General features: G+C 55.0%; 31 protein-coding genes. All 31 read right to left on the bottom strand.

The window, feature by feature from the left end; all coding sequences use genetic code 11:
• Positions 1-108: 108 nt before the first annotated feature.
• Positions 109-225 (bottom strand): 50S ribosomal protein L36, encoded by a 117-nt coding sequence (rpmJ, locus tag ACZ3HH_RS19770; protein ID WP_002555468.1) that lies wholly within the window; start codon positions 223-225, stop codon positions 109-111.
• Between the two features lie 27 nt (positions 226-252).
• A complete protein-coding gene (gene secY / locus ACZ3HH_RS19775) occupies positions 253-1581 on the bottom strand; it encodes a preprotein translocase subunit SecY (RefSeq protein WP_003228718.1) in 1329 nt (442 codons plus the stop codon).
• Positions 1582-2019, bottom strand: coding sequence for a 50S ribosomal protein L15 (gene rplO, locus ACZ3HH_RS19780; protein WP_007896782.1), 438 nt, complete (start codon positions 2017-2019; stop codon positions 1582-1584).
• Between the two features lie 3 nt (positions 2020-2022).
• The gene (gene rpmD, locus ACZ3HH_RS19785; protein WP_003186033.1) at positions 2023-2199 is read right to left on the bottom strand and encodes a 50S ribosomal protein L30; all 177 of its coding nucleotides are present in this window, start codon (positions 2197-2199) and stop codon (positions 2023-2025) included.
• Positions 2200-2201: 2 nt separating this feature from the next.
• Positions 2202-2702: a 30S ribosomal protein S5 gene (gene rpsE, locus ACZ3HH_RS19790; protein WP_003186035.1), complete on the bottom strand. Its 501-nt coding sequence runs from the start codon at positions 2700-2702 to the stop codon at positions 2202-2204.
• A gap of 3 nt (positions 2703-2705) precedes the next feature.
• Positions 2706-3056, bottom strand: coding sequence for a 50S ribosomal protein L18 (gene rplR, locus ACZ3HH_RS19795; RefSeq protein ID WP_003186037.1), 351 nt, complete (start codon positions 3054-3056; stop codon positions 2706-2708).
• 10 nt (positions 3057-3066) lie between these two features.
• Positions 3067-3600, bottom strand: coding sequence for a 50S ribosomal protein L6 (gene rplF, locus ACZ3HH_RS19800; protein ID WP_007896774.1), 534 nt, complete (start codon positions 3598-3600; stop codon positions 3067-3069).
• 12 nt (positions 3601-3612) lie between these two features.
• Positions 3613-4005 (bottom strand): 30S ribosomal protein S8, encoded by a 393-nt coding sequence (gene rpsH, locus ACZ3HH_RS19805; RefSeq protein ID WP_003186040.1) that lies wholly within the window; start codon positions 4003-4005, stop codon positions 3613-3615.
• A gap of 209 nt (positions 4006-4214) precedes the next feature.
• Positions 4215-4520, bottom strand: a complete 306-nt coding sequence (gene rpsN / locus ACZ3HH_RS19810) for a 30S ribosomal protein S14 (RefSeq protein WP_003176414.1) — start codon at positions 4518-4520, stop codon at positions 4215-4217.
• A 13-nt stretch (positions 4521-4533) separates the two neighbouring features.
• The gene (gene rplE, locus ACZ3HH_RS19815; RefSeq protein WP_003176415.1) at positions 4534-5073 is read right to left on the bottom strand and encodes a 50S ribosomal protein L5; all 540 of its coding nucleotides are present in this window, start codon (positions 5071-5073) and stop codon (positions 4534-4536) included.
• A 20-nt stretch (positions 5074-5093) separates the two neighbouring features.
• On the bottom strand, positions 5094-5408 hold the full coding sequence (gene rplX / locus ACZ3HH_RS19820; protein WP_003176416.1) for a 50S ribosomal protein L24: 315 nt from the start codon (positions 5406-5408) through the stop codon (positions 5094-5096).
• Between the two features lie 11 nt (positions 5409-5419).
• Positions 5420-5788: a 50S ribosomal protein L14 gene (gene rplN, locus ACZ3HH_RS19825; protein WP_002555479.1), complete on the bottom strand. Its 369-nt coding sequence runs from the start codon at positions 5786-5788 to the stop codon at positions 5420-5422.
• Between the two features lie 23 nt (positions 5789-5811).
• Positions 5812-6078, bottom strand: coding sequence for a 30S ribosomal protein S17 (gene rpsQ, locus ACZ3HH_RS19830; protein WP_003176419.1), 267 nt, complete (start codon positions 6076-6078; stop codon positions 5812-5814).
• A gap of 2 nt (positions 6079-6080) precedes the next feature.
• Entirely contained in the window at positions 6081-6272 is a 192-nt protein-coding gene (rpmC, locus tag ACZ3HH_RS19835) for a 50S ribosomal protein L29 (protein WP_002555481.1), read from the bottom strand.
• Positions 6272-6685 (bottom strand): 50S ribosomal protein L16, encoded by a 414-nt coding sequence (rplP, locus tag ACZ3HH_RS19840; protein WP_007896757.1) that lies wholly within the window; start codon positions 6683-6685, stop codon positions 6272-6274. The genes rpmC and rplP overlap by 1 nt, the downstream gene beginning before the upstream one ends.
• 12 nt (positions 6686-6697) lie before the next feature.
• Positions 6698-7384: a 30S ribosomal protein S3 gene (rpsC, locus tag ACZ3HH_RS19845; protein WP_003176422.1), complete on the bottom strand. Its 687-nt coding sequence runs from the start codon at positions 7382-7384 to the stop codon at positions 6698-6700.
• 13 nt (positions 7385-7397) lie between these two features.
• The gene (gene rplV / locus ACZ3HH_RS19850; protein ID WP_003103908.1) at positions 7398-7730 is read right to left on the bottom strand and encodes a 50S ribosomal protein L22; all 333 of its coding nucleotides are present in this window, start codon (positions 7728-7730) and stop codon (positions 7398-7400) included.
• Between the two features lie 13 nt (positions 7731-7743).
• Positions 7744-8019 (bottom strand): 30S ribosomal protein S19, encoded by a 276-nt coding sequence (gene rpsS, locus ACZ3HH_RS19855; RefSeq protein ID WP_002555486.1) that lies wholly within the window; start codon positions 8017-8019, stop codon positions 7744-7746.
• Positions 8020-8035: 16 nt separating this feature from the next.
• Positions 8036-8860 carry a 50S ribosomal protein L2 gene (gene rplB / locus ACZ3HH_RS19860; protein WP_003176423.1) on the bottom strand — a complete coding sequence of 275 codons (825 nt, stop codon included), beginning with the start codon at positions 8858-8860 and terminating at the stop codon, positions 8036-8038.
• 14 nt (positions 8861-8874) lie between these two features.
• Entirely contained in the window at positions 8875-9174 is a 300-nt protein-coding gene (gene rplW, locus ACZ3HH_RS19865) for a 50S ribosomal protein L23 (RefSeq protein WP_002555488.1), read from the bottom strand.
• On the bottom strand, positions 9171-9773 hold the full coding sequence (gene rplD, locus ACZ3HH_RS19870; protein WP_007896707.1) for a 50S ribosomal protein L4: 603 nt from the start codon (positions 9771-9773) through the stop codon (positions 9171-9173). Before rplD ends, rplW begins: the two co-directional genes overlap by 4 nt.
• A gap of 12 nt (positions 9774-9785) precedes the next feature.
• Positions 9786-10421 carry a 50S ribosomal protein L3 gene (gene rplC / locus ACZ3HH_RS19875; RefSeq protein ID WP_003186059.1) on the bottom strand — a complete coding sequence of 212 codons (636 nt, stop codon included), beginning with the start codon at positions 10419-10421 and terminating at the stop codon, positions 9786-9788.
• Positions 10422-10501: 80 nt separating this feature from the next.
• Positions 10502-10813, bottom strand: coding sequence for a 30S ribosomal protein S10 (gene rpsJ / locus ACZ3HH_RS19880; protein ID WP_003186070.1), 312 nt, complete (start codon positions 10811-10813; stop codon positions 10502-10504).
• Positions 10814-10970: 157 nt separating this feature from the next.
• A complete protein-coding gene (gene tuf, locus ACZ3HH_RS19885; RefSeq protein ID WP_007896660.1) occupies positions 10971-12164 on the bottom strand; it encodes an elongation factor Tu in 1194 nt (397 codons plus the stop codon).
• Positions 12165-12195: 31 nt separating this feature from the next.
• Positions 12196-14301 carry an elongation factor G gene (gene fusA, locus ACZ3HH_RS19890; protein ID WP_008008893.1) on the bottom strand — a complete coding sequence of 702 codons (2106 nt, stop codon included), beginning with the start codon at positions 14299-14301 and terminating at the stop codon, positions 12196-12198.
• 30 nt (positions 14302-14331) lie between these two features.
• A complete protein-coding gene (gene rpsG, locus ACZ3HH_RS19895) occupies positions 14332-14802 on the bottom strand; it encodes a 30S ribosomal protein S7 (RefSeq protein ID WP_002555493.1) in 471 nt (156 codons plus the stop codon).
• A gap of 118 nt (positions 14803-14920) precedes the next feature.
• A complete protein-coding gene (gene rpsL, locus ACZ3HH_RS19900; protein ID WP_002555494.1) occupies positions 14921-15292 on the bottom strand; it encodes a 30S ribosomal protein S12 in 372 nt (123 codons plus the stop codon).
• 216 nt (positions 15293-15508) lie between these two features.
• On the bottom strand, positions 15509-19708 hold the full coding sequence (rpoC, locus tag ACZ3HH_RS19905) for a DNA-directed RNA polymerase subunit beta' (RefSeq protein ID WP_007896632.1): 4200 nt from the start codon (positions 19706-19708) through the stop codon (positions 15509-15511).
• A gap of 64 nt (positions 19709-19772) precedes the next feature.
• The gene (gene rpoB / locus ACZ3HH_RS19910; RefSeq protein WP_465806946.1) at positions 19773-23846 is read right to left on the bottom strand and encodes a DNA-directed RNA polymerase subunit beta; all 4074 of its coding nucleotides are present in this window, start codon (positions 23844-23846) and stop codon (positions 19773-19775) included.
• 220 nt (positions 23847-24066) lie between these two features.
• On the bottom strand, positions 24067-24432 hold the full coding sequence (rplL, locus tag ACZ3HH_RS19915) for a 50S ribosomal protein L7/L12 (protein WP_038981298.1): 366 nt from the start codon (positions 24430-24432) through the stop codon (positions 24067-24069).
• Positions 24433-24506: 74 nt separating this feature from the next.
• A complete protein-coding gene (rplJ, locus tag ACZ3HH_RS19920) occupies positions 24507-25007 on the bottom strand; it encodes a 50S ribosomal protein L10 (protein ID WP_038981297.1) in 501 nt (166 codons plus the stop codon).
• Positions 25008-25160: the final 153 nt, after the last annotated feature.

Raw genomic sequence — 25160 nt, forward strand, 5'->3', positions numbered from 1 at the left:
CTACCTACGCCCCGGAAGCCAAGAAATAGGGCGCGAGATAATATCGCTGTAATAACAAATAATCAACCCGGCAGCGCACTAGCTGCCGGGCTTGAAGCACAATCACACTCAGCCTTGGCGCTGTTTGTGACGCGGTTCCGCGCTGCAAATTACTCGAACAACACCTTCGCGGCGAATAATCTTGCAGTTACGGCACAGCTTTTTCACCGATGCACGAACTTTCATCACCAACTCCTCGAACCTTATGGGTACTCAGCGCAACATGCCGCTGCCGTAACCCTTCAGGTTGGCTTTCTTCATCAGGGATTCGTACTGGTGCGAAACGAGGTGCGATTGTACTTGAGACATGAAGTCCATCACAACCACGACCACGATCAGCAACGAGGTCCCGCCAAGGTAGAACGGTACGTTTGCTGCAACCACCAGGAACTGGGGCAACAGGCAGACGGCCGTCATGTAAAGAGCACCGAACATGGTCAAGCGAGTCAGAACGCCATCAATGTAGCGCGCAGACTGCTCACCTGGACGGATGCCCGGAATAAAGGCACCGGACTTCTTCAGGTTTTCCGCTACGTCTTTCGGATTGAACATCAACGCCGTATAGAAGAAGCAGAAGAAAATAATCCCTGCACTAAACAGCAGAATATTCAACGGCTGACCAGGAGCGATCGACTGCGAGATGTCCTGCAACCAGCCCATACCTTCAGACTGACCAAACCAGGCACCCAACGAAGCCGGGAACAGCAAAATGCTGCTCGCGAAAATAGCCGGAATAACACCGGCCATATTCACCTTCAGCGGCAAGTGGCTGGTCTGCGCAGCGAAGACCTTACGGCCCTGCTGACGCTTGGCGTAGTGAACAGCAATACGACGCTGACCACGCTCAATGAACACCACGAAACCGATAATCGCTACTGCCAGCAAACCGATGGCAACCAGGGCGAAGATGTTGATATCACCCTGACGCGCAGACTCGAAAGACTGCCCAATCGCTCTCGGAAGACCGGCGACGATACCCGAAAAAATCAACATCGAGATACCGTTGCCAACACCACGCTCAGTAATCTGCTCACCCAGCCACATCATGAACATCGCACCAGCCACAAAAGTGGATACCGCGACGAAATGGAAGCCAAAGTCACCAGTGAACGCAACGCCCTGCCCCGCCAGACCAATGGACATGCCAATTGCCTGAACGAGAGCGAGGACGACAGTGCCGTAGCGGGTGTACTGGCTGATCTTGCGACGGCCAGCTTCACCTTCCTTCTTCAACTGCTCCAGCTGCGGGCTGACGGCGGTCATCAACTGCATGATGATCGATGCCGAAATGTACGGCATGATCCCCAGTGCAAAGATGCTCATCCGTTCCAGCGCGCCGCCGGAAAACATGTTGAACAAGCTAAGAATGGTCCCCTCATTCTGTCGAAACAGGTCCGCGAGTCGGTCCGGGTTGATACCTGGAACCGGGATGTGTGCGCCTATTCGGTAGACGATAATCGCCAAGAATAGAAAACGCAGACGAGCCCAGAGTTCAGACATACCGCCTTTGCCGAGCGCAGAGAGAGCACCTTGCTTAGCCATTTATTCCTCGAACTTGCCGCCAGCTGCTTCGATAGCCGCACGCGCACCTTTGGTGGCGCCGATTCCCTTTCCGATGGTAACAGCGCGAGTAACTTCGCCGGACAGCATGATTTTCACACGCTGTACGTTGACGTTGATCACGTTGGCATCTTTCAGGGACTGCACGGTGACGATGTCGCCTTCCACTTTAGCCAGCTCGGACAAACGCACTTCTGCGCGATCCATGGCTTTCAAGGAAACGAAACCGAACTTCGGCAGGCGACGATGCAGCGGCTGTTGACCGCCTTCAAAGCCTGGAGCAATGGTGCCACCGGAGCGGGAGGACTGACCTTTGTGGCCACGGCCACCGGTCTTGCCCAAACCACTACCGATACCACGGCCCGGACGATGCTTTTCGCGACGGGAACCCGGCGCTGGACTCAGATCATTGAGTTTCATCGATTAACCCTCGACACGCAGCATGTAGTAAGCCTTGTTGATCATCCCGCGATTCTCGGGAGTATCAAGTACTTCTACAGTGTGACCGATGCGACGCAGACCCAGACCCTTAACGCACAGTTTGTGGTTAGGGATGCGGCCGGTCATGCTTTTGATCAGCGTAACTTTAACGGTAGCCATGATCAGAAGATCTCCTTGACGCTTTTGCCACGCTTGGCGGCAATGGATTCAGGAGACTGCATAGCTTTCAAACCTTTGAAAGTGGCGTGAACCACGTTTACCGGGTTAGTCGAGCCGTAGCACTTGGCCAGAACGTTCTGAACGCCAGCAACTTCGAGGACAGCACGCATAGCGCCGCCAGCGATGATACCGGTACCTTCAGAAGCAGGCTGCATGTACACCTTCGAAGCGCCATGGGCAGACTTCATTGCGTACTGCAGAGTGGTGCCGTTCAGATCAACTTGGATCATGTTGCGGCGAGCAGCTTCCATTGCCTTCTGGATCGCAGCAGGCACTTCACGCGACTTGCCACGGCCGAAGCCAACACGCCCTTTACCATCACCAACCACGGTCAACGCGGTAAAAGTGAAGATACGGCCGCCTTTAACGGTTTTGGCTACGCGGTTAACTTGAACCAGCTTCTCGATGTAGCCTTCGTCGCGCTTTTGGTCGTTATTTGACATAACTTAGAACTCCAGCCCAGCTTCACGAGCAGCATCAGCCAGCGCCTTGACGCGACCGTGGTACTTGAAGCCAGAGCGGTCGAAAGCCACCTGCGAGACGCCAGCGGCTTTAGCACGCGTAGCGACCAGCTGGCCAACCTTAGTGGCCGCGTCGATGTTGCCAGTGGCGCCATCACGCAGTTCTTTATCCAAAGTCGAGGCACTTGCCAGGACTTTGTTGCCGTCGGCCGAAATGACCTGGGCGTAGATGTGCTGCGACGAGCGGAACACGCAGAGACGCACGACTTCGAGTTCGTGCATTTTCAGGCGTGCTTTGCGAGCGCGACGCAGTCGAGTAACTTTTTTGTCGGTCATTTGCTATGCCCTACTTCTTCTTGGCTTCTTTACGACGGACGACTTCGTCCGCGTAGCGCACACCTTTGCCTTTGTACGGCTCTGGTGGACGGAAGTCGCGGATCTCGGCGGCCACTTGACCTACCAGCTGCTTATCGATACCCCGAATCAGGATGTCGGTTTGGCTAGGAGTCTCAGCGGTGATGCCTTCCGGCAGTTCATAATCCACTGGGTGCGAGAAGCCAAGAGCCAGGTTCAGCACTGTGCCTTTTGCTTGCGCTTTGTAACCAACACCGACCAGCTGGAGCTTGCGCTCGAAGCCTTGGCTTACGCCTTGGACCATGTTGTTTACCAACGCACGAGTGGTACCAGCCATTGCGCGAGTTTGTTGATCGCCATTGCGAGCAGCGAAACGCAGCTCACCAGCTTCTTCAACGATCTCAACGGACGAATGGATGTTCAGTTCGAGAGTGCCCTTGGCACCCTTCACCGAAAGCTGTTGGCCTGCGAATTTGACTTCGACACCGGCTGGCAGCTTAACGGGGTTCTTAGCGACGCGTGACATGCTTATCCCCCCTTAGAACACAGTGCAAAGAACTTCGCCGCCGACACCGGCAGCGCGCGCAGCACGATCCGTCATCACACCTTTGTTGGTGGAGACGATAGACACACCGAGACCGCCACGAACTTTTGGCAGATCATCGACGGACTTGTACTGACGCAGGCCTGGACGGCTAACGCGCTTCACTTCTTCGATGACCGGACGGCCTTCGAAGTACTTCAGCTCGATGGACAGCAGTGGTTTGATTTCGCTGCTGATCTGATAACCCGCAATGTAACCTTCGTCCTTCAGGACTTTGGCAACAGCTACCTTCAAAGTAGAAGATGGCATGCTTACGACGGACTTTTCAGCCATCTGGGCATTACGGATTCGAGTTAGCATGTCCGCTAACGGGTCCTGCATACTCATGGGCTAGACGCTCCTAATACAAAAAAATTAGCCTCGCGGCTACTACGTGTCGCCGAGCTCATCCATGCACAAAAAGCACGGGCTCAGGCGAGCCGGGTATTCTAGACACACCCCAAAAATGAATCAAGCCCCAAAAGGGGCTTGATTCAAGTTCAAGGTCACCGACGGTCAGTATCTTGCGATTCTGAACGCCGAGACTTTGATAGTGCTTACCAGCTGGCTTTAACCAGACCTGGCACGTCACCACGCATTGCAGCTTCACGCAGTTTGTTACGGCCGAGGCCGAACTTGCGGTAAACGCCGTGTGGACGACCGGTCAGGCGGCAGCGGTTACGCATGCGCGAAGCGCTTGCGTCACGTGGCTGCTTCTGCAGAGCTACTGTAGCTTCCCAACGCGCTTCTGGACTTGCGTTCAGATCAACGATGATAGCTTTCAGTGCTGCACGCTTTTTGGCGTACTTGGCAACCGTGAGCTGACGCTTCAGCTCGCGGTTTTTCATGCTCATCTTGGCCATTTTCCTACTCCAATCAGTTGCGGAACGGGAATTTGAAAGCACGCAACAGGGCGCGACCTTCATCATCGTTCTTGGCAGTGGTGGTCAGGGTAATGTCCAGACCGCGGAGAGCATCGATCTTGTCGTAGTCGATTTCCGGGAAGATGATCTGCTCTTTAACGCCCATGCTGTAGTTACCACGACCATCGAAGGACTTGGCATTCAGGCCGCGGAAGTCGCGAACCCGAGGCAGGGAGATCGACAGCAGACGATCCAGGAATTCGTACATACGCTCACGGCGCAGAGTCACTTTGACGCCGATCGGCCAACCTTCACGGACTTTAAAGCCAGCGATGGATTTCCGAGCGTAAGTCACAACAACTTTCTGACCGGTGATCTTTTCCAGGTCGGCAACAGCATGCTCGATGACTTTCTTGTCACCGACCGCTTCGCCCAGACCCATGTTCAGGGTGATTTTGGTAACGCGTGGAACTTCCATCACGTTCGAAAGCTTAAGTTCTTCCTTAAGTTTCGGTGCGATTTCCTTCCAGTAAATCTCTTTTAGTCGTGCCATGGTCTTCTACCTAGCAGTGTTCAAGCATCAACCGCTTTTTGGGTCGACTTGAAGACACGAATTTTCTTGCCGTCTTCTACTTTGAAACCAACGCGGTCAGCCTTGTTGGTTTCGCCGTTGAAAATGGCGACGTTAGAAGCATCCAGCGGAGCTTCTTTTTCGACGATACCGCCCTGCACGCCCGACATCGGGTTAGGCTTGGTATGACGCTTAACCAGGTTCAGACCACCAATAACCAAACGGTTGTTAGCGAGAACCTTAAGCACCTTACCGCGCTTACCTTTGTCTTTGCCGGCGATCACGATGATCTCGTCGTCACGACGAATCTTTTGCATGTCGGATCTCCTTACAGCACTTCTGGGGCGAGCGAGACGATCTTCATGAACTTCTCAGTACGAAGTTCACGGGTCACTGGCCCAAAGATACGGGTGCCGATCGGCTCTTGCTTGTTGTTCAGAAGAACAGCAGCGTTGCCATCAAAGCGGATAATGGAGCCATCAGCACGACGTACGCCGTGACGAGTGCGGACTACAACAGCAGTCATCACTTGGCCTTTTTTCACTTTACCGCGAGGAATTGCTTCCTTCACGGTAACTTTGATGATGTCACCGATACCAGCGTAACGACGATGGGAGCCACCCAGCACCTTGATGCACATAACACGGCGAGCGCCGCTGTTATCGGCCACATCGAGCATGGATTGAGTCTGAATCATATAATTTCTCCGACCCCTAGTCCTTAGACTTCCACAGCGCGTTCGAGAACATCAACCAGCGCCCAAGACTTGGTCTTGGCCAAAGGACGAGTTTCACGAATAGTGACTTTGTCGCCGATGTGGCACTGATTGGTTTCGTCGTGCGCGTGCAGCTTAGTCGAACGCTTAACGTATTTACCGTAGATCGGGTGCTTAACGCGACGCTCGATCAGAACGGTGATGGTTTTGTCCATCTTGTCGCTGACAACACGGCCAGTCAGCGTACGGACAGTTTTTTCGGCTTCAGCCATGATTACTTACCTGCCTGCTGGTTGAGCACAGTCTTCACGCGAGCGATGTCACGCTTAACTTGCGAGAGCAGATGAGACTGCCCCAACTGGCCAGTTGCTTTCTGCATACGCAGATTGAACTGGTCGCGCAGCAAGCCGAGCAGTTGCTCGTTCAGCTGCTGTGCGGATTTTTCACGAAGTTCATTCGCTTTCATCACATCACCGTCCGTTTAACAAAGGCGGTGGCGAGCGGCAGCTTTGCAGCAGCCAGGGCAAAAGCCTCACGCGCCAGCTCTTCAGAAACACCCTCGATTTCATACAGGACTTTGCCTGGCTGAATCTGGGCAACCCAGTACTCCACACTACCCTTACCTTTACCCATCCGAACTTCGAGTGGCTTTTTGGAAATAGGCTTGTCCGGGAATACACGGATCCAGATCTTGCCGCCACGTTTAACGTGACGGGTCAGAGCACGACGCGCTGACTCGATCTGACGAGCGGTGAGACGACCACGAGCTACAGACTTCAGCGCGAACTCGCCGAAGCTGACTTTGCTACCGCGCTGAGCCAGACCACGGTTGTGGCCTGTCATCTGCTTGCGGAACTTCGTACGCTTTGGTTGCAACATTTGGCGTACCCCTTACTTAGCAGCTTTTTTACGAGGCGCTGGTGCTTGTGGTTTCAGTTCTTCTTGGCGACCACCAATTACTTCGCCTTTGAAGATCCAAACCTTTACACCGATCACACCGTAAGTGGTGTGAGCTTCGTAGTTGGCATAGTCGATGTCGGCACGCAGGGTGTGCAGTGGCACACGACCTTCGCGATACCATTCAGTACGTGCGATTTCAGCACCGCCGAGACGACCGCTCACTTGGATTTTGATGCCTTTGGCACCAATGCGCATGGCGTTCTGAACAGCGCGCTTCATAGCGCGACGGAACATTACGCGACGCTCCAGCTGCTGAGCTACGCTCTGCGCAACCAGCATACCGTCGAGCTCCGGCTTGCGGATCTCTTCGATATTGATGTGCACAGGCACACCCATTTGCTTGGTCAGGTCCTGACGCAGTTTCTCAACATCTTCACCTTTCTTCCCGATAACGATACCTGGACGAGCGGTGTGGATGGTGATACGTGCAGTCTGAGCCGGACGATGGATATCGATACGGCTTACGGACGCGCTTTTTAGTTTGTCTTGGAGATACTCACGCACCTTCAGATCAGCGAACAAATAGTCCGCATAAGTCCGACCGTCTGCGTACCAGACGGAGGTGTGCTCCTTGACGATTCCCAGGCGAATGCCAATGGGATGTACTTTCTGACCCATCTCTTCGACTCCGTTACTTGTCAGCAACCTTGACAGTGATATGGCAAGACCGCTTGACGATGCGATCAGCACGGCCTTTGGCACGTGGCATGATTCGCTTCAGCGAACGCCCTTCGTTGACGAAAACGGTGCTGACCTTCAGGTCATCAACGTCTGCGCCTTCGTTATGCTCGGCGTTGGCTACGGCCGACTCCAGCACTTTCTTCATGATCTCGGCGGCTTTCTTACTGCTGAAAGCCAACAGGTTGAGCGCTTCGCCCACCTTCTTCCCGCGGATCTGGTCGGCGACCAAGCGGGCTTTCTGGGCGGAGATTCGAGCGCCCGACAACTTAGCGGCTACTTCCATCGTTCCTTACCCCTTAACGCTTGGCTTTCTTGTCTGCCACGTGCCCACGATATGTGCGGGTACCGGCAAACTCGCCCAGTTTGTGGCCGACCATGTCTTCGTTCACGAGAACTGGAACATGTTGACGACCGTTATGCACAGCAATGGTCAAACCGACCATTTGTGGCAGGATCATGGAACGGCGCGACCAGGTCTTAACTGGTTTGCGATCGTTCTTTTCCGCCGCCACTTCGATCTTCTTCAGTAGGTGAAGATCAATAAAAGGACCTTTTTTCAGAGAACGTGGCACTGTCGTATCCCTCTATTTACTTGCGACGACGGACGATCATTTTGTCGGTACGCTTATTACCACGAGTCTTCGCGCCCTTAGTCGGGAAGCCCCATGGCGATACCGGATGACGACCACCAGAGGTACGACCTTCACCACCACCATGTGGGTGGTCAACCGGGTTCATGGCAACACCACGAACGGTTGGGCGAACGCCACGCCAGCGTTTGGCACCAGCTTTACCCAGCGAACGCAGGCTGTGCTCGGAGTTCGAGACTTCACCCAGGGTCGCGCGGCATTCAGCCAGCACTTTACGCATCTCACCAGAACGCAGACGCAGGGTCACGTAGACACCTTCACGAGCGATCAGCTGAGCCGAAGCACCAGCGGAACGAGCGATTTGCGCGCCTTTACCTGGCTTCAATTCGATGCCGTGTACGGTGCTACCAACTGGAATGTTACGCAGTTGCAGAGCGTTACCCGGCTTGATCGGCGCCAAAGCACCTGCGATCAGCTGGTCACCAGCACTCACGCCTTTAGGGGCGATGATGTAGCGACGCTCGCCATCTGCGTACAGCAGCAGAGCGATGTGAGCAGTACGGTTTGGATCGTATTCAATACGCTCGACAGTGGCAGAGATGCCATCTTTGTCGTTGCGACGGAAATCGACCAGACGATAATGCTGTTTATGGCCACCACCGATGTGACGAGTGGTAATGCGACCATTGTTGTTACGACCACCAGTCTTCGATTTTTTCTCGAGCAGCGGTGCGTGAGGAGCGCCTTTATGCAGCTCCTGGTTGACCACCTTGACCACAAAACGGCGGCCAGGGGAAGTCGGTTTGCATTTAACGATTGCCATGATGCACCCCTTCCTTACTCAGCACTGCTGCTGAAATCGAGATCTTGGCCTGGCTGAAGGGAGATAACTGCCTTCTTCCAGTCATTACGCTTGCCCAGACCGCGAGCAGTGCGCTTGCTCTTACCCAGAACATTCAGGGTAGTAACACGCTCTACTTTCACGCTGAACAGGCTTTCGACGGCCTTCTTGATTTCCAGCTTGGTTGCGTCAGTTGCAACCTTGAAAACGAACTGGCCTTTCTTGTCAGCCAGAACCGTAGCCTTCTCGGAAACGTGCGGGCCAAGCAGAACTTTAAATACGCGTTCCTGGTTCATCCCAGCAGCTCCTCGAATTTCTTCACGGCCGACACGGTGATCAACACCTTGTCGTATGCGATCAGACTAACTGGATCGGAACCTTGCACGTCACGTACATCAACGTGTGGCAGGTTGCGAGCAGCCAGGTACAGGTTCTGATCAACCACTTCAGACACGATCAAGACGTCAGTCAGGCCCATGCCGGTCAGTTTGTTCAGCAGATCTTTGGTCTTCGGTGCATCAACAGCGAAGTCCTGAACCACAACCAGACGATCAGTACGCACCAGCTCAGCAAGGATGGAACGCATTGCTGCGCGATACATCTTCTTGTTCAGCTTCTGGGTGTGATCCTGAGGACGAGCTGCGAAAGTGGTACCGCCGCCACGCCAGATTGGGCTACGGATAGTACCGGCACGAGCACGGCCAGTACCTTTCTGACGCCATGGGCGCTTACCGCCACCACGAACGTCGGAACGGGTCTTTTGCTGCTTGCTACCTTGACGGCCGCCGGCCATGTAGGCCACGACTGCTTGGTGAACCAGCGTCTCGTTGAATTCGCCGCCAAATGTCAGTTCGGAAACTTCGATCGCTTGAGCGTCATTTACATTTAATTGCATGTCAGCTTCCCCTTAACCGCGAGCCTTGGCTGCTGGACGTACAACCAAGTTGCCGCCAGTAGCGCCAGGAACAGCACCCTTGACCAACAACAGATTGCGTTCAGCGTCCACGCGCACTACTTCGAGGGACTGCACGGTCACGCGCTCAGCGCCCATATGACCGGACATTTTTTTGCCCTTGAATACACGACCAGGAGTCTGGCACTGGCCGATAGAGCCTGGAACGCGGTGGGACACGGAGTTACCGTGGGTATTATCTTGCCCGCGGAAGTTCCAACGCTTGATCGTACCCTGGAAGCCTTTACCTTTGGACTGACCGGTTACATCAACCAGTTGACCAGCAGCGAAGATTTCAGCGTTGATCAGATCGCCGGCCTGGTACTCGCCTTCTTCAAGACGGAATTCCATTACGGTACGACCAGCGGCAACGTTCGCTTTAGCGAAGTGGCCAGCCTGAGCAGCTGTAACACGCGAAGCACGACGCTCGCCTACAGTGACTTGCACTGCACGATAGCCATCGGTCTCTTCAGTTTTGAACTGGGTGACGCGATTCGGCTCGATCTCAATGACCGTGACCGGAATGGAGACACCTTCTTCGGTGAAAATACGGGTCATACCGCATTTACGACCGACTACACCAATAGTCATGTTGTAAACCTCATGAGTGTACGGGGCTTTCACCCGCTATGGCCGCCCATTTCAGAGCGTTACACGACTAAGACCGAGTCTTAGCCGAGGCTGATCTGCACTTCCACACCGGCCGCAAGATCAAGCTTCATAAGTGCATCAACGGTTTTATCCGTTGGCTGGACGATGTCCAGAACGCGCTTATGAGTACGGATCTCGTACTGGTCACGCGCGTCTTTGTTGACGTGCGGGGAGACCAGAACGGTGAACCGCTCTTTACGGGTAGGCAGTGGAATTGGACCACGCACTTGAGCACCAGTACGTTTCGCGGTTTCCACGATTTCCTGGGTGGATTGGTCGATCAGGCGATGGTCAAAAGCCTTCAACCTGATACGGATTTGCTGATTTTGCATTGGATTTCAGACTCCGGCTGCTATTCCCACCGAGCGCAATACGCCCGTTAAAAGGAGGCGCAATTCTATAGACGCCCCATATAGGTGTCAACCCAATAAAAAAGCCCCCGCTAAGCGGAGGCTTTTTCAACTCATCGAAGCTAACTCAAAAAAGAGCTTACTCGATGATTTTGGCTACGACGCCAGCGCCGACGGTACGACCGCCTTCACGGATAGCGAAACGCAGACCGTCTTCCATTGCGATGGTCTTGATCAGGGTGACAACCATTTTGATGTTGTCGCCCGGCATTACCATTTCAACGCCTTCCGGCAGTTCGCAGTTACCAGTCACGTCAGTAGTACGGAAGTAGAACTGTGGACGGTAGCCTTTGAAGAACGGAGTGTGACGACCGCCTTCTTCTTTGCTCAGAACGTAGACTTCAGCTTCGAACTTGGTGTGCGGCTTAACCGAACCTGGCTTAACCAGAACCTGGCCACGCTCAACGTCGTCACGCTTGGTACCACGCAGCAGAACGCCGCAGTTCTCGCCAGCACGACCTTCGTCGAGCAGCTTACGGAACATTTCAACACCGGTGCAGGTGGTGACGGTAGTGTCACGCAGACCAACGATTTCCAGTGGATCCTGAACCTTGACGATACCGCGCTCGATACGGCCAGTTACAACAGTACCGCGACCGGAGATCGAGAATACGTCTTCGATTGGCATCAGGAACGGCTTGTCGATAACACGGACTGGATCCGGGATGTAGCTGTCCAGAGTCTCAACCAGTTTACGAACGGCAGTGGTGCCCATTTCGTTGTCGTCTTGGCCGTTCAGAGCCATCAGAGCCGAACCGATGATGATCGGAGTGTCGTCACCTGGGAAGTCGTAAGTGCTCAGCAGATCGCGCACTTCCATCTCAACCAGTTCCAGCAGCTCAGCGTCGTCAACCATGTCAGCCTTGTTCAGGAAGACAACGATGTACGGAACGCCAACCTGACGGGACAGCAGGATGTGCTCACGGGTTTGTGGCATCGGACCATCAGCGGCCGAGCAAACCAGGATAGCGCCGTCCATCTGAGCAGCACCGGTGATCATGTTCTTCACATAGTCAGCGTGACCTGGGCAGTCAACGTGAGCGTAGTGACGGATCAGCGAGTTGTATTCAACGTGCGCGGTGTTGATGGTGATACCACGAGCCTTTTCTTCCGGAGCGCTGTCGATTTTGTCGAAAGCAACAACGGCCGAACCGAAAACTTCGGAGCAGACGCGAGTCAGAGCAGCGGTCAGCGTGGTTTTACCGTGGTCGACGTGACCGATGGTGCCAACGTTGACGTGCGGGAGGGTACGGTCAAATTTTTCTTTAGCCACGACAATTAACTCCTAGCCTAAAGGGGCTGAATCAGCCTTGTTTTTTGGTAACAGTTTCGACGATATGCGACGGAGCTGTATTGTATTTTTTGAATTCCATAGAGTAGCTTGCGCGACCTTGGGACATGGAACGGACGTCGGTTGCGTAACCGAACATCTCACCCAGTGGAACTTCGGCGCGAATCACTTTGCCGGAGACCGTGTCTTCCATACCCAGGATCATGCCGCGACGACGGTTAAGGTCGCCCATCACGTCACCCATATAGTCTTCAGGCGTAACCACCTCTACCGCCATGATCGGCTCAAGCAACTCACCACCGCCCTTCTGGGCCAGTTGCTTGGTTGCCATGGAAGCAGCCACTTTAAACGCCATCTCGTTGGAGTCGACGTCGTGGTAGGAACCATCAAACACGGTAGCCTTCAGGCCGATCAGCGGATAGCCGGCAACAACGCCGTTCTTCATCTGCTCTTCGATACCCTTCTGGATAGCCGGGATGTATTCCTTAGGAACCACACCACCCACTACTTCGTTCAGGAATTGCAGACCTTCCTGACCTTCGTCAGCAGGAGCAAAACGAATCCAGCAGTGACCGAACTGGCCACGACCGCCGGACTGACGAACGAACTTGCCTTCAATCTCGCAGCTCTTCGTGATGCGCTCACGGTACGAAACTTGAGGCTTACCGATGTTGGCTTCGACGTTGAACTCACGGCGCATCCGGTCAACCAGGATGTCCAGGTGCAACTCGCCCATGCCGGAGATGATCGTTTGACCAGTCTCTTCATCAGTCTTGACGCGGAAAGACGGGTCTTCCTGAGCAAGTTTGCCCAGAGCGATACCCATTTTTTCCTGGTCGTCCTTGGTCTTAGGCTCTACGGCAACCGAAATAACCGGCTCCGGGAAGTCCATGCGAACCAGGATGATTGGCTTGTCAGCGTTGCACAAAGTTTCACCAGTGGTGACGTCCTTCATGCCGATCAAGGCCGCGATGTCACCAGCGCGTACTTCCTTGATTTCTTCACGGGCGTTTGCGTGCATTTGCACCATACGACCCACGCGCTCTTTCTTGCCTTTAACCGAGTTGATCACGCCGTCGCCGGAGGCCAACACACCCGAGTAAACTCGAACAAAGGTCAAGGTACCCACGAATGGGTCGGTAGCGATCTTGAACGCCAGAGCCGAGAACGGCTCGCTGTCGTCTGCGTGACGCTCCATTTCCTTGGTCTCGTCATCCGGGTCAGTACCCTTGATGGCAGGAATGTCGGTAGGAGCCGGCAGGTAGTCGATCACGGCGTCGAGAACCAGGGGAACACCCTTGTTCTTGAAGGAAGAACCGCAAACAGCCAGAACGATCTCACCAGCGATAGTACGCTGACGCAGAGCGGCCTTGATTTCCGCGTTGGTGAGTTCTTCACCTTCGAGGTACTTGTTCATCAGCTCTTCGCTGGCTTCGGCTGCAGCCTCAACCATGTTGCCGCGCCACTCGTCAGCCAGCTCCTGCAGCTCAGCAGGGATAGGCTCGCGACGTGGAGTCATGCCTTTGTCTGCATCATTCCAGTAAACAGCTTCCATGGACATCAGATCGATCTGACCCTGGAAGTTGTCTTCGGAACCGATGGCCAATTGGATTGGCACCGGAGTGTGACCCAGACGCTGCTTGATCTGACCGATCACGCGCAGGAAGTTCGCACCAGCACGGTCCATCTTGTTTACGTAAACAAGACGTGGAACGCCGTATTTGTTGGCTTGACGCCATACGGTTTCCGACTGAGGCTCAACACCCGAGGTGCCGCAGAACACAACGACCGCGCCGTCAAGAACACGCAGGGAACGCTCAACTTCAATAGTGAAGTCAACGTGGCCCGGGGTGTCGATGACGTTGAAGCGGTATTGGTCCTTGTGCTGCTTCTCGGAACCCTGCCAGAAGGCGGTAATGGCAGCAGAAGTAATGGTAATACCACGCTCCTGCTCCTGAACCATCCAGTCTGTGGTCGCGGCGCCGTCATGCACCTCGCCCATCTTGTGACTTTTGCCAGTGTAAAAAAGGACGCGCTCGGTGGTGGTGGTTTTACCAGCATCCACGTGAGCAACGATACCAATGTTACGGTAGCGGTTAATCGGTGTAGTACGAGCCATAAAGCCCTCGCAAAATTAGTGACGCTAAAATTAGAAGCGGTAGTGCGAGAAAGCCTTGTTGGCTTCAGCCATACGGTGCACGTCTTCACGCTTCTTAACTGCAGCACCTTTGCCTTCGGCAGCGTCCAACAGTTCGCCAGCCAAACGCAGAGCCATAGACTTCTCGCCGCGCTTACGGGCGAAGTCTACCAACCAGCGCATTGCCAGAGCGTTACGACGGGACGGACGAACTTCGACCGGAACCTGGTAAGTAGCACCGCCTACACGGCGCGACTTCACTTCGACCAGCGGAGCGATGGCGTCGAGAGCTTTCTCGAAGATTTCCAGGGGATCGCTGTTCTTGCGTTCTTTAACCTTTTCCAGCGCGCCATAAACGATACGCTCGGCAACGGCTTTCTTGCCGCTTTCCATTACGTGGTTCATGAACTTGGCCAGGATCTGGCTGCCGTATTTTGGATCGTCAAGCACTTCGCGCTTGGCTGCTACGCGTCTTCTTGGCATGGATAAGCCCTCAAACGGTCTTCAGGTTCGCTCGGAATCGGTGCCCTTTCGGGACGCCTCCGACCTTACTCTTATCGACTCAGAAAAATAGAAAATCAGTTTTTACAAAAAGCCACTACTACTTAGGCTTCTTGGTACCGTACTTCGAACGACCCTGGTTACGACCTTTAACGCCGGAAGTATCCAAAGAACCGCGTACGGTGTGGTAACGAACACCTGGCAAGTCTTTTACACGACCGCCGCGGATCAGTACCACGCTGTGCTCTTGCAGGTTGTGGCCTTCACCGCCGATGTACGAGGAAACCTCGAAACCGTTGGTCAGACGCACACGGCATACTTTACGCAGTGCCGAGTTAGGTTTTTTCGGCGTGGTGGTATACACACGGGTGCATACGCCACGACGTTGCGGGCAGTTCTGCAGCGCAGGCACGTCGGATTTCTCGACGATACGCTTACGCGGCTGACGTACCAGCTGGTTGATAGTTGCCATCTACTAGCTCCACTGTTGTCTTGCGACGCTATTGTCTTGCAAGAAAAGCAAAATGGCAGGAACGAATTCCCGCCAAATTTAGGGGTACAAGAGTCTAAAGAGGATCTTGCCCCCAGTCAAGGCAAGGCCCCGACCTCCCCGCTCATCCAACCTCGACAAATTGTCTCGATTCGATGAACGGAACGGCCAGGGCCTTACGCTCATTTATCGCAGAACTCAGTTACCGCTTGAGTTCAGCGCTTCGGTCAGTGCAGCTTCCACTTCACTGGCGCTTACGCGCAACGGTTTGTCAGCATCACGGCGGCGCTTGCGCTCGCTGTGGTAAGCCAGACCGGTACCCGCCGGGATCAAACGACCCACGACTACGTTTTCTTTCAGGCCGCGCAGGTAATCGCGCTTGCCGGTTACCGCCGCTTCGGTCAGTACGCGAGTGGTTTCCTGGAAGGAAGCCGCCGAGATAAACGATTCGGTGGACAACGACGCCTTGGTGATACCCAGCAGTACGCGAGTGAACTTGGAAACGAATTTCTCGTCGCCAGCCAGACGCTCGTTCTCTACCAGAACGTGAGTCAATTCCATCTGGTCGCCCTTGATGAAACTGGAATCGCCGGATTCAGCGATTTCAACTTTACGCAGCATCTGACGCAGGATGGTCTCGATGTGCTTATCGTTGATCTTCACGCCTTGCAGACGGTAAACGTCCTGGATCTCGTTCACGATGTACTTGGCCAGCGCACTCACACCCAGCAGACGCAGGATGTCGTGTGGGTCGCTCGGGCCGTCGGAGATAACTTCGCCGCGGTTTACCTGTTCGCCTTCGAAGACGTTCAGGTGACGCCACTTCGGAATCAGCTCTTCGTACGGATCGCTACCGTCGTTCGGGGTGATAACCAGACGGCGCTTGCCTTTGGTCTCTTTACCGAACGCGATGGTGCCGCTGACTTCAGCCAGAATCGAGGCTTCTTTCGGACGACGGGCTTCGAACAAGTCGGCAACACGCGGCAGACCACCGGTGATGTCACGGGTCTTCGAAGTCTCTTGCGGAATACGAGCGATAACATCACCGATCGCGATTTTCGCGCCGTCCGCTACACCGACCAGGGCGTTAGCAGGCAGGAAGTACTGAGCAATTACGTCGGTACCCGGCAGCAAGAGATCCTTGCCGTTGTCATCAACCATCTTCACAGCAGGACGGATATCTTTACCGGCAGCTGGACGGTCTTTGGCGTCGAGTACTTCAATGTTGGTCATACCGGTCAATTCGTCAGTCTGACGCTTGATCGTGATGCCTTCTTCCATGCCCACGTAGGTCACGGTACCTTTCATTTCGGTAACGATTGGGTGAGTGTGCGGATCCCACTTGGCCACGATTGCGCCAGCGTCGACCTTGTCACCTTCTTTAACCGAAATTACAGCACCGTATGGCAGCTTGTAACGCTCGCGCTCACGACCGAAGTCATCAGCGATCGCCAGCTCACCGGAACGGGACACAGCAACCAGGCAACCATCCACTCGCTCAACGTGCTTCAGGTTATGCAGGCGGACGGTACCGCCGTTCTTCACCTGAACGCTGTCGGCTGCGGAGGTCCGGCTTGCCGCACCACCGATGTGGAACGTACGCATGGTCAGCTGGGTACCCGGCTCACCGATGGACTGGGCAGCGATAACGCCGACCGCTTCACCGATGTTCACCTGGTGACCACGAGCCAAGTCACGGCCGTAGCACTTGGCGCAAATGCCGTAGCGGGTTTCGCAGCTGATCGGCGAACGCACGATCACTTCGTCGATGCTGTTCAGCTCGATGAACTCGACCCACTTCTCGTCTACCAGAGTGCCGGCAGGAACGATAATTTCCTCGGTACCTGGCTTGAATACGTCACGGGCAATAACACGACCCAATACGCGCTCACCCAACGGCTCAACAACGTCACCGCCTTCAATGTGCGGAGTCATTACCAGGCCATGTTCGGTGCCGCAATCGATCTCGGTCACAACCAGATCCTGCGCCACGTCTACCAGACGACGAGTCAGGTAACCGGAGTTCGCAGTTTTCAACGCGGTATCCGCCAAACCTTTACGAGCACCGTGAGTGGAGATGAAGTACTGAAGTACGCTCAAACCTTCACGGAAGTTCGCAGTAATCGGCGTTTCGATGATGGAACCGTCCGGCTTGGCCATCAGGCCACGCATACCGGCGAGCTGACGGATCTGCGCAGCAGAACCCCGTGCGCCCGAGTCGGCCATCATGTACATCGAGTTGAAGGACTCTTGGTCGACTTCGACGCCATGACGGTCGATGACTTTCTCTTTCGAGAGGTTAGCCATCATCGCCTTGGAAACTTCGTCGTTCGCCTTGGACCAAAGGTCGATCACTTTGTTGTACTTCTCGCCCTGGGTTACCAGGCCGGAGGCGTACTGACTTTCGATCTCTTTCACTTCGTCGGTGGCTGCACCGATGATGCGGGCTTTTTCATCCGGGATAACGAAGTCGTTAACACCGATGGAAACGCCGGAGATGGTCGAATAAGCAAAACCGGTGTACATCAACTGGTCAGCGAAGATCACGGTCTCTTTCAAACCAACCACGCGGTAGCACTGGTTGATCAGCTTGGAGATCGCCTTTTTCTTCATCGGCTGGTTGACGACGTCGTACGACAGGCCAGGTGGAACAACCTGGAACAACAGCGCACGGCCGACAGTGGTGTCGACAATACGGGTGTTCTTGACGCTGCCACCATCACGATCGTTGACGGTTTCGTTGATCCGCACTTTGACCTTGGCGTGCAGTGCGGCTTCGCCGGCACGGAACACACGGTCAACTTCCTGCAGATCCGCGAACACACGACCTTCGCCCTTGGCGTTGATCGCTTCACGAGTCATGTAGTACAGACCCAATACAACGTCCTGCGAAGGAACGATGATTGGCTCACCGTTGGCTGGCGACAGAATGTTGTTGGTCGACATCATCAACGCACGCGCTTCCAGCTGGGCTTCCAGCGTCAGCGGTACGTGCACGGCCATTTGGTCGCCGTCGAAGTCGGCGTTGTACGCAGCACAGACCAGAGGGTGCAGCTGGATAGCCTTACCTTCGATCAGTACCGGTTCAAACGCCTGGATACCCAGACGGTGAAGGGTCGGTGCACGGTTGAGGAGAACCGGGTGTTCGCGAATTACTTCAGCGAGAACGTCCCAAACCTCTGGCAGTTCGCGCTCGACCATCTTCTTGGCAGCTTTGATGGTGGTAGCAAGACCACGCATTTCCAGCTTGCCGAAAATGAACGGCTTGAACAGCTCGAGAGCCATCTTCTTCGGCAGACCGCACTGGTGCAGACGCAGGGTCGGGCCAACGGTAATTACCGAACGACCGGAGTAGTCAACACGCTTACCGAGCAAGTTCTGACGGAAACGACCCTGCTTACCCTTGATCATGTCAGCCAGGGATTTCAGAGGACGCTTGTTGGAACCGGTGATAGCGCGGCCACGACGACCGTTGTCGAGCAGTGCGTCGACAGCTTCCTGCAACATACGCTTTTCGTTGCGCACGATGATGTCCGGAGCGGACAGATCGAGCAGACGCTTCAAGCGGTTGTTACGGTTGATCACTCGACGATACAGATCGTTGAGGTCGGAAGTCGCGAAGCGACCGCCATCCAGCGGGACCAGTGGACGCAGATCTGGCGGCAGAACCGGCAGAACGGTCAGCACCATCCACTCTGGCAAGTTGCCGGAACCCTGGAAGGCTTCCATCAACTTCAGACGCTTGGACAGCTTCTTGATCTTGGTTTCGGAGTTGGTTTGCGGAATTTCTTCACGCAGACGGCCAATCTCGTGTTCCAGGTCGATAGCGTGCAGAAGCTCACGGACAGCTTCGGCACCCATGCGGGCATCGAAATCGTCGCCGAACTCTTCCAGCGCTTCGAAGTACTGCTCGTCGTTGAGCAGCTGACCTTTTTCAAGGGTGGTCATGCCTGGATCGATAACGACATAGCTCTCGAAGTAGAGAACGCGTTCGATATCACGCAGGGTCATGTCCATCAGCAAGCCGATACGCGACGGCAGCGATTTCAGGAACCAGATGTGGGCAACTGGCGAGGCCAGTTCGATGTGAGCCATGCGCTCACGACGAACTTTTGCCAGCGCGACTTCAACGCCGCACTTCTCGCAGATCACACCACGGTGCTTCAAGCGCTTGTACTTACCGCACAGGCACTCGTAATCCTTTACCGGGCCAAAGATCTTGGCGCAGAACAGGCCGTCACGCTCAGGTTTGAACGTACGGTAGTTGATGGTTTCCGGCTTTTTAACTTCACCGAACGACCACGAACGGATCATCTCAGGCGATGCCAATCCAATACGGATGGCGTCGAACTCTTCGACTTGACCCTGGTTTTTCAGCAAATTCAGTAGGTCTTTCAAGGCCTTTCCTCCTGGCGGAGCAGAGAGCGGGCAATCCTGCCCCGCTCTCGATTCGCGTCACGTGTTATTCGGTTTCCAGATCGATATCGATGCCGAGGGAACGAATTTCTTTGATCAACACGTTGAAGGACTCGGGCATGCCCGGCTCCATACGGTGATCGCCGTCCACGATGTTTTTGTACATCTTGGTCCGACCGTTCACATCGTCCGACTTCACTGTGAGCATTTCTTGCAGAGTGTAAGCAGCACCGTATGCTTCCAGTGCCCAGACCTCCATCTCCCCGAAACGCTGACCACCGAACTGCGCCTTACCACCCAGCGGCTGCTGGGTAACCAGGCTGTACGAACCGGTAGAACGAGCGTGCATCTTGTCGTCTACCAAGTGGTTCAGCTTCAGCATGTACATGTAGCCAACAGTAACCGGGCGCTCGAACTTGTTGCCGGTACGGCCGTCGGTCAGCTGCATCTGGCCGCTTTCTGGCAGGTCTGCCAGTTTCAGCATGGCCTTGATTTCGCTTTCCTTGGCGCCGTCGAACACTGGGGTGGCCATTGGAACACCGCCACGCAGGTTCTTCGCCAGATCCAGGATTTCCTGGTCGGAGAAGCTATCCAGATCTTCGTTACGACCGCCGATCTGGTTGTAGATCTCGTCCAGGAAGGTGCGAAGTTCAGCAACTTTACGCTGCTCTTCGACCATCCGGTTGATCTTCTCGCCCAGACCTTTGGCCGCGAGGCCCAGGTGGGTTTCAAGGATCTGACCAACGTTCATACGCGAAGGTACGCCCAACGGGTTGAGGACAACGTCGACCGGGGTGCCATTGGCATCGTGCGGCATGTCTTCAACCGGCATGATCACGGAGACCACACCTTTGTTACCGTGACGACCGGCCATCTTGTCGCCCGGCTGGATGCGACGACGGATTGCCAGGTAAACCTTGACGATTTTCAGCACGCCTGGAGCCAGGTCATCGCCCTGCTGCAGTTTGCGCTTCTTGTCTTCAAACTTGTCGTCCAGCAGACGGCGGCGATCAACGATGTAGGCCTGAGCCTTCTCGAGCTGCTCGTTCAGAGCATCTTCAGCCATGCGCAGTTTGAACCACTGACCATGCTCAAGACCGTCGAGAACTTCGTCGGTGATGTCCTGACCTTTCTTCAGGCCGGCGCCGCCTTCGGCTTTGTGGCCGACCAGAGCGGAACGCAGACGTTCGAAAGTGGCGCCTTCAACGATACGGAACTCTTCGTTCAGATCCTTGCGGATCTCGTCGAGTTGAGTCTTCTCGATCGACAGTGCACGAGCATCACGCTCAACGCCGTCACGGGTGAAGACCTGTACGTCGATGACGGTACCCTTGGTGCCGGTAGGCACACGCAGGGAAGTGTCTTTAACGTCGCTGGCTTTTTCACCGAAGATGGCACGCAGCAGCTTTTCTTCCGGAGTCAGTTGAGTCTCGCCTTTCGGAGTGACCTTACCAACCAGGATGTCGCCTGCGCCAACTTCAGCACCTACGTAAACGATACCGGCTTCGTCCAGTTTGTTCAGTGCAGCTTCACCCACGTTCGGGATGTCTGCAGTGATTTCCTCTGGCCCAAGCTTGGTGTCACGTGCCACACAGGTCAGTTCCTGAATGTGGATCGTGGTGAAACGGTCTTCCTGAACAACACGCTCGGACAGGCAGATGGAGTCTTCGAAGTTGAAGCCGTTCCATGCCATGAACGCGATGCGCATGTTCTGACCCAGAGCCAGCTCACCCATATCGGTGGACGGACCGTCGGCCATGATGTCGCTACGCTGAACCCGATCACCCTTGCTCACCAGCGGACGCTGGTTGATGCAGGTGTTCTGGTTGGAGCGGGTGTACTTGGTCAGGTTGTAGATGTCGACACCAGCTTCACCGGTTTCAACTTCATCATCAGCAACACGAACCACGATACGGCTGGCGTCGACGGAGTCGATCACGCCGCCACGACGAGCCACGACGCAAACGCCGGAGTCACGGGCTACGTTACGCTCCATGCCGGTACCGACCAGCGGCTTGTCAGCGCGCAGGGTTGGTACAGCTTGACGCTGCATGTTCGAACCCATCAACGCACGGTTGGCGTCGTCGTGCTCGAGGAACGGGATCAGCGACGCTGCAACCGAAACTACCTGCTTCGGCGATACGTCCATCAAGGTAACGTCTTCCGGCGCCTTGACGGTGAACTCGTTCAAGTGACGAACAGCTACCAGCTCGTCGATCAGGACTTTCTTGTCGTTCATCGTGGCCGAAGCCTGAGCGATCACGTGATCGGCTTCTTCGATGGCGGACAGGAATACGATCTCGTCGGTGACCAGAGCGTCTTTCACCACACGGTACGGGCTCTCGAGGAAGCCGTACTGGTTGGTGCGCGCATAGGCGGCCAGGGAGTTGATCAGACCGATGTTCGGACCTTCCGGCGTTTCAATCGGGCATACACGACCGTAGTGAGTCGGGTGTACGTCACGGACTTCAAAGCCAGCACGTTCACGAGTCAAACCGCCAGGGCCGAGTGCAGAAACACGACGCTTGTGGGTGATCTCGGACAGCGGGTTGTTCTGGTCCATGAACTGGGAAAGCTGGCTGGAACCGAAGAACTCTTTCACCGCCGCAGCTACTGGCTTGGCGTTGATCAGGTCTTGCGGCATCAAGCCTTCGCTTTCAGCCATCGACAGACGCTCTTTGACCGCACGCTCAACACGTACCAGGCCAACGCGGAACTGGTTCTCGGCCATTTCGCCTACGCAGCGAACACGACGGTTACCCAGGTGGTCGATGTCATCGACGATGCCTTTACCGTTACGGATGTCGACCAGAGTCTTCAGTACCGCGACGATGTCTTCTTTGCACAACACGCCCGAACCTTCGATCTCGGTACGACCGATACGACGGTTGAACTTCATCCGGCCGACCGCAGACAGATCATAGCGCTCAGGGCTGAAGAACAGGTTGTTGAACAGAGTCTCGGCAGCGTCTTTGGTTGGCGGCTCGCCTGGACGCATCATGCGATAGATCTCGACCAGCGCTTCCAATTGGTTGCTGGTGGAGTCGATCTTCAGAGTGTCGGAGACGAACGGACCGCAGTCGATATCGTTGGTGTACAGAGTTTCGATACGAACAACCTGAGACTTGGCGATTTTTGCCAGGATTTCGGTGTTCAGCTCGGTGTTGCACTCTGCCAGGATTTCGCCGGTTGCCGGATGCACGATGACCTTGGCGGTAGTGCGACCCAGGACGTAGTCCAGAGGCACTTGCAGCTCTTTGATCCCTGCTTTTTCCAGCTGGTTGATGTGGCGAGCAGTGATACGACGACCTTGCTCGACAATAACCTTGCCTTTGTCATCCAGGATATCCAGGACAGCAATTTCACCACGCAGGCGCTGAGGCACCAGTTCCAGGCTGAGGTTTTCACCTTGCACGTGGAAGACGTTGGTGGTGTAGAACGCGTCCAGCACTTCTTCAGTGGTATAGCCCAGCGCGCGCAGCAGTACCGATGCAGGCAGCTTGCGACGACGGTCGATACGCACGAACACGCAGTCTTTCGGGTCGAACTCGAAGTCCAGCCACGAACCGCGGTAAGGAATGATGCGCGCGGAGTACAGCAGTTTGCCGGAGCTGTGCGTCTTGCCACGGTCGTGGTCGAAGAACACGCCCGGGGAACGGTGCAGCTGGGAAACGATTACTCGCTCGGTACCGTTGATTACGAAGGTACCGTTTTCAGTCATCAGGGGGATTTCACCCATGTAGACTTCTTGCTCTTTAATGTCCTTGATCGCTTTGTTCGACGATTCTTTGTCGAAAATGATCAGGCGCACTTTTACCCGCAAAGGTACGGCGTAAGTTACACCGCGCAATACGCATTCTTTGACATCAAATGCCGGCTCGCCCAGGCGATAACCGACGTACTCCAGCGCAGCATTGCCGGAGTAGCTGATGATCGGGAAAACGGATTTGAAGGCCGCATGCAGGCCCACGTCGCGGAACTGATCTTTAGTCGCTCCCGCCTGCAAGAATTCACGATACGAATCCAGCTGGATTGCCAGGAGATACGGCACATCCATGACGTCCGGCAACTTGCTAAAGTCCTTGCGGATACGTTTTTTCTCAGTATATGAGTAAGCCATCAGCGTTCCCCAGCTTGGTCACCTGCTTGTTTGGCCCCTCCCGACGGGAGCAGCCAGAAAATCGTGCAAACCCCATGGTTTGCGCCACCGCATCGGGTGGTTACAGCTCGTTACCAGCACCGACCCAGTCGGCTGCCAATAACGGAAAAAGGCCGGTGGCAAGAGCCACCAGCCATCAGCCTTTCGCTTAACGCTCGGGCTGGAGGTGCAAAGTCGATGCTTACTTCAGCTCGACTTTAGCGCCTGCTTCTTCCAGAGTGGCTTTTGCTTTGTCAGCTGCGTCTTTCGAAACAGCTTCCAGAACGATGCCAGGAGCGCCGTCAACTACAGCCTTGGCTTCTTTCAGGCCCAGACCGGTCAGTTCACGTACTGCCTTGATCACGTTAACTTTCTTCTCGCCAGCTTCGGTCAGCATAACGTTGAATTCAGTTTGTTCTTCAACAACAGCGGCAGCAGCAGCTGGACCAGCCGATGCAGCAGCAGCGGTAACACCGAAGGTTTCTTCCATCGATTTGATCAGCTCAACGATTTCCACTACGGATTTCTGGCCGATTGCTTCGATGATTTGTTCGTTAGTCAGAGACATGACTCAATTCCTGAATTGGGGGACGGCCTACGCGACCATCGAAATAAACAAAAAACGCGAGAAGTTGACGAGCCTTAGGCTGCAGCAGCTTCTTTCTGGTCGCGAATTGCCGCCAGAGTACGAGCCAATTTGCTGGTAGCGCCTTGAATCACGCTCATCAGCTGGGAAATTGCTTCGTCACGGGTCGGCAGAGTTGCCAGTACGTCGATCTGATTAGCTGCGAGGAACTTGCCCTCGAACGCAGCTGCCTTGATCTCGAACTTGTCCTGACCCTTGGCAAACTCTTTGAAGATACGGGCAGCAGCGCCCGGATGTTCGTTCGAGAATGCAATCAGGGTCGGGCCGGTGAACACGTCGTTGAGAACACTGTATTCAGTGTCAGCAACAGCGCGCTTGAGCAGGGTGTTACGTACAACACGTACGTAAACGCCAGCTTCACGAGCCTCTTTACGGAGTCCGGTCATTGCGCCTACTGTTACGCCACGGGCATCAACCACGACAGCGGACAGAGCGACTTTGGCAGCCTCGTTGACTTCAGCGACGATGGCCTTCTTGTCTTCGAGTTTAATTGCCACGGGTTTAACTCCTGCTTGTTACCGTTTCATCCAACCGAAGCCGGATGTCGTTTTGGTGTCTGATTCGGTAAGGAACCGGGAGCACCATCTGCGTAGGCTTGTGGTTTAAGACTTGCGCCGCCTACGGTCTTGGATAGCCCCCGCCAGGCAGGG

The sequence above is a fragment of the Pseudomonas sp. PME37.24/025 genome (assembly GCF_055556615.1).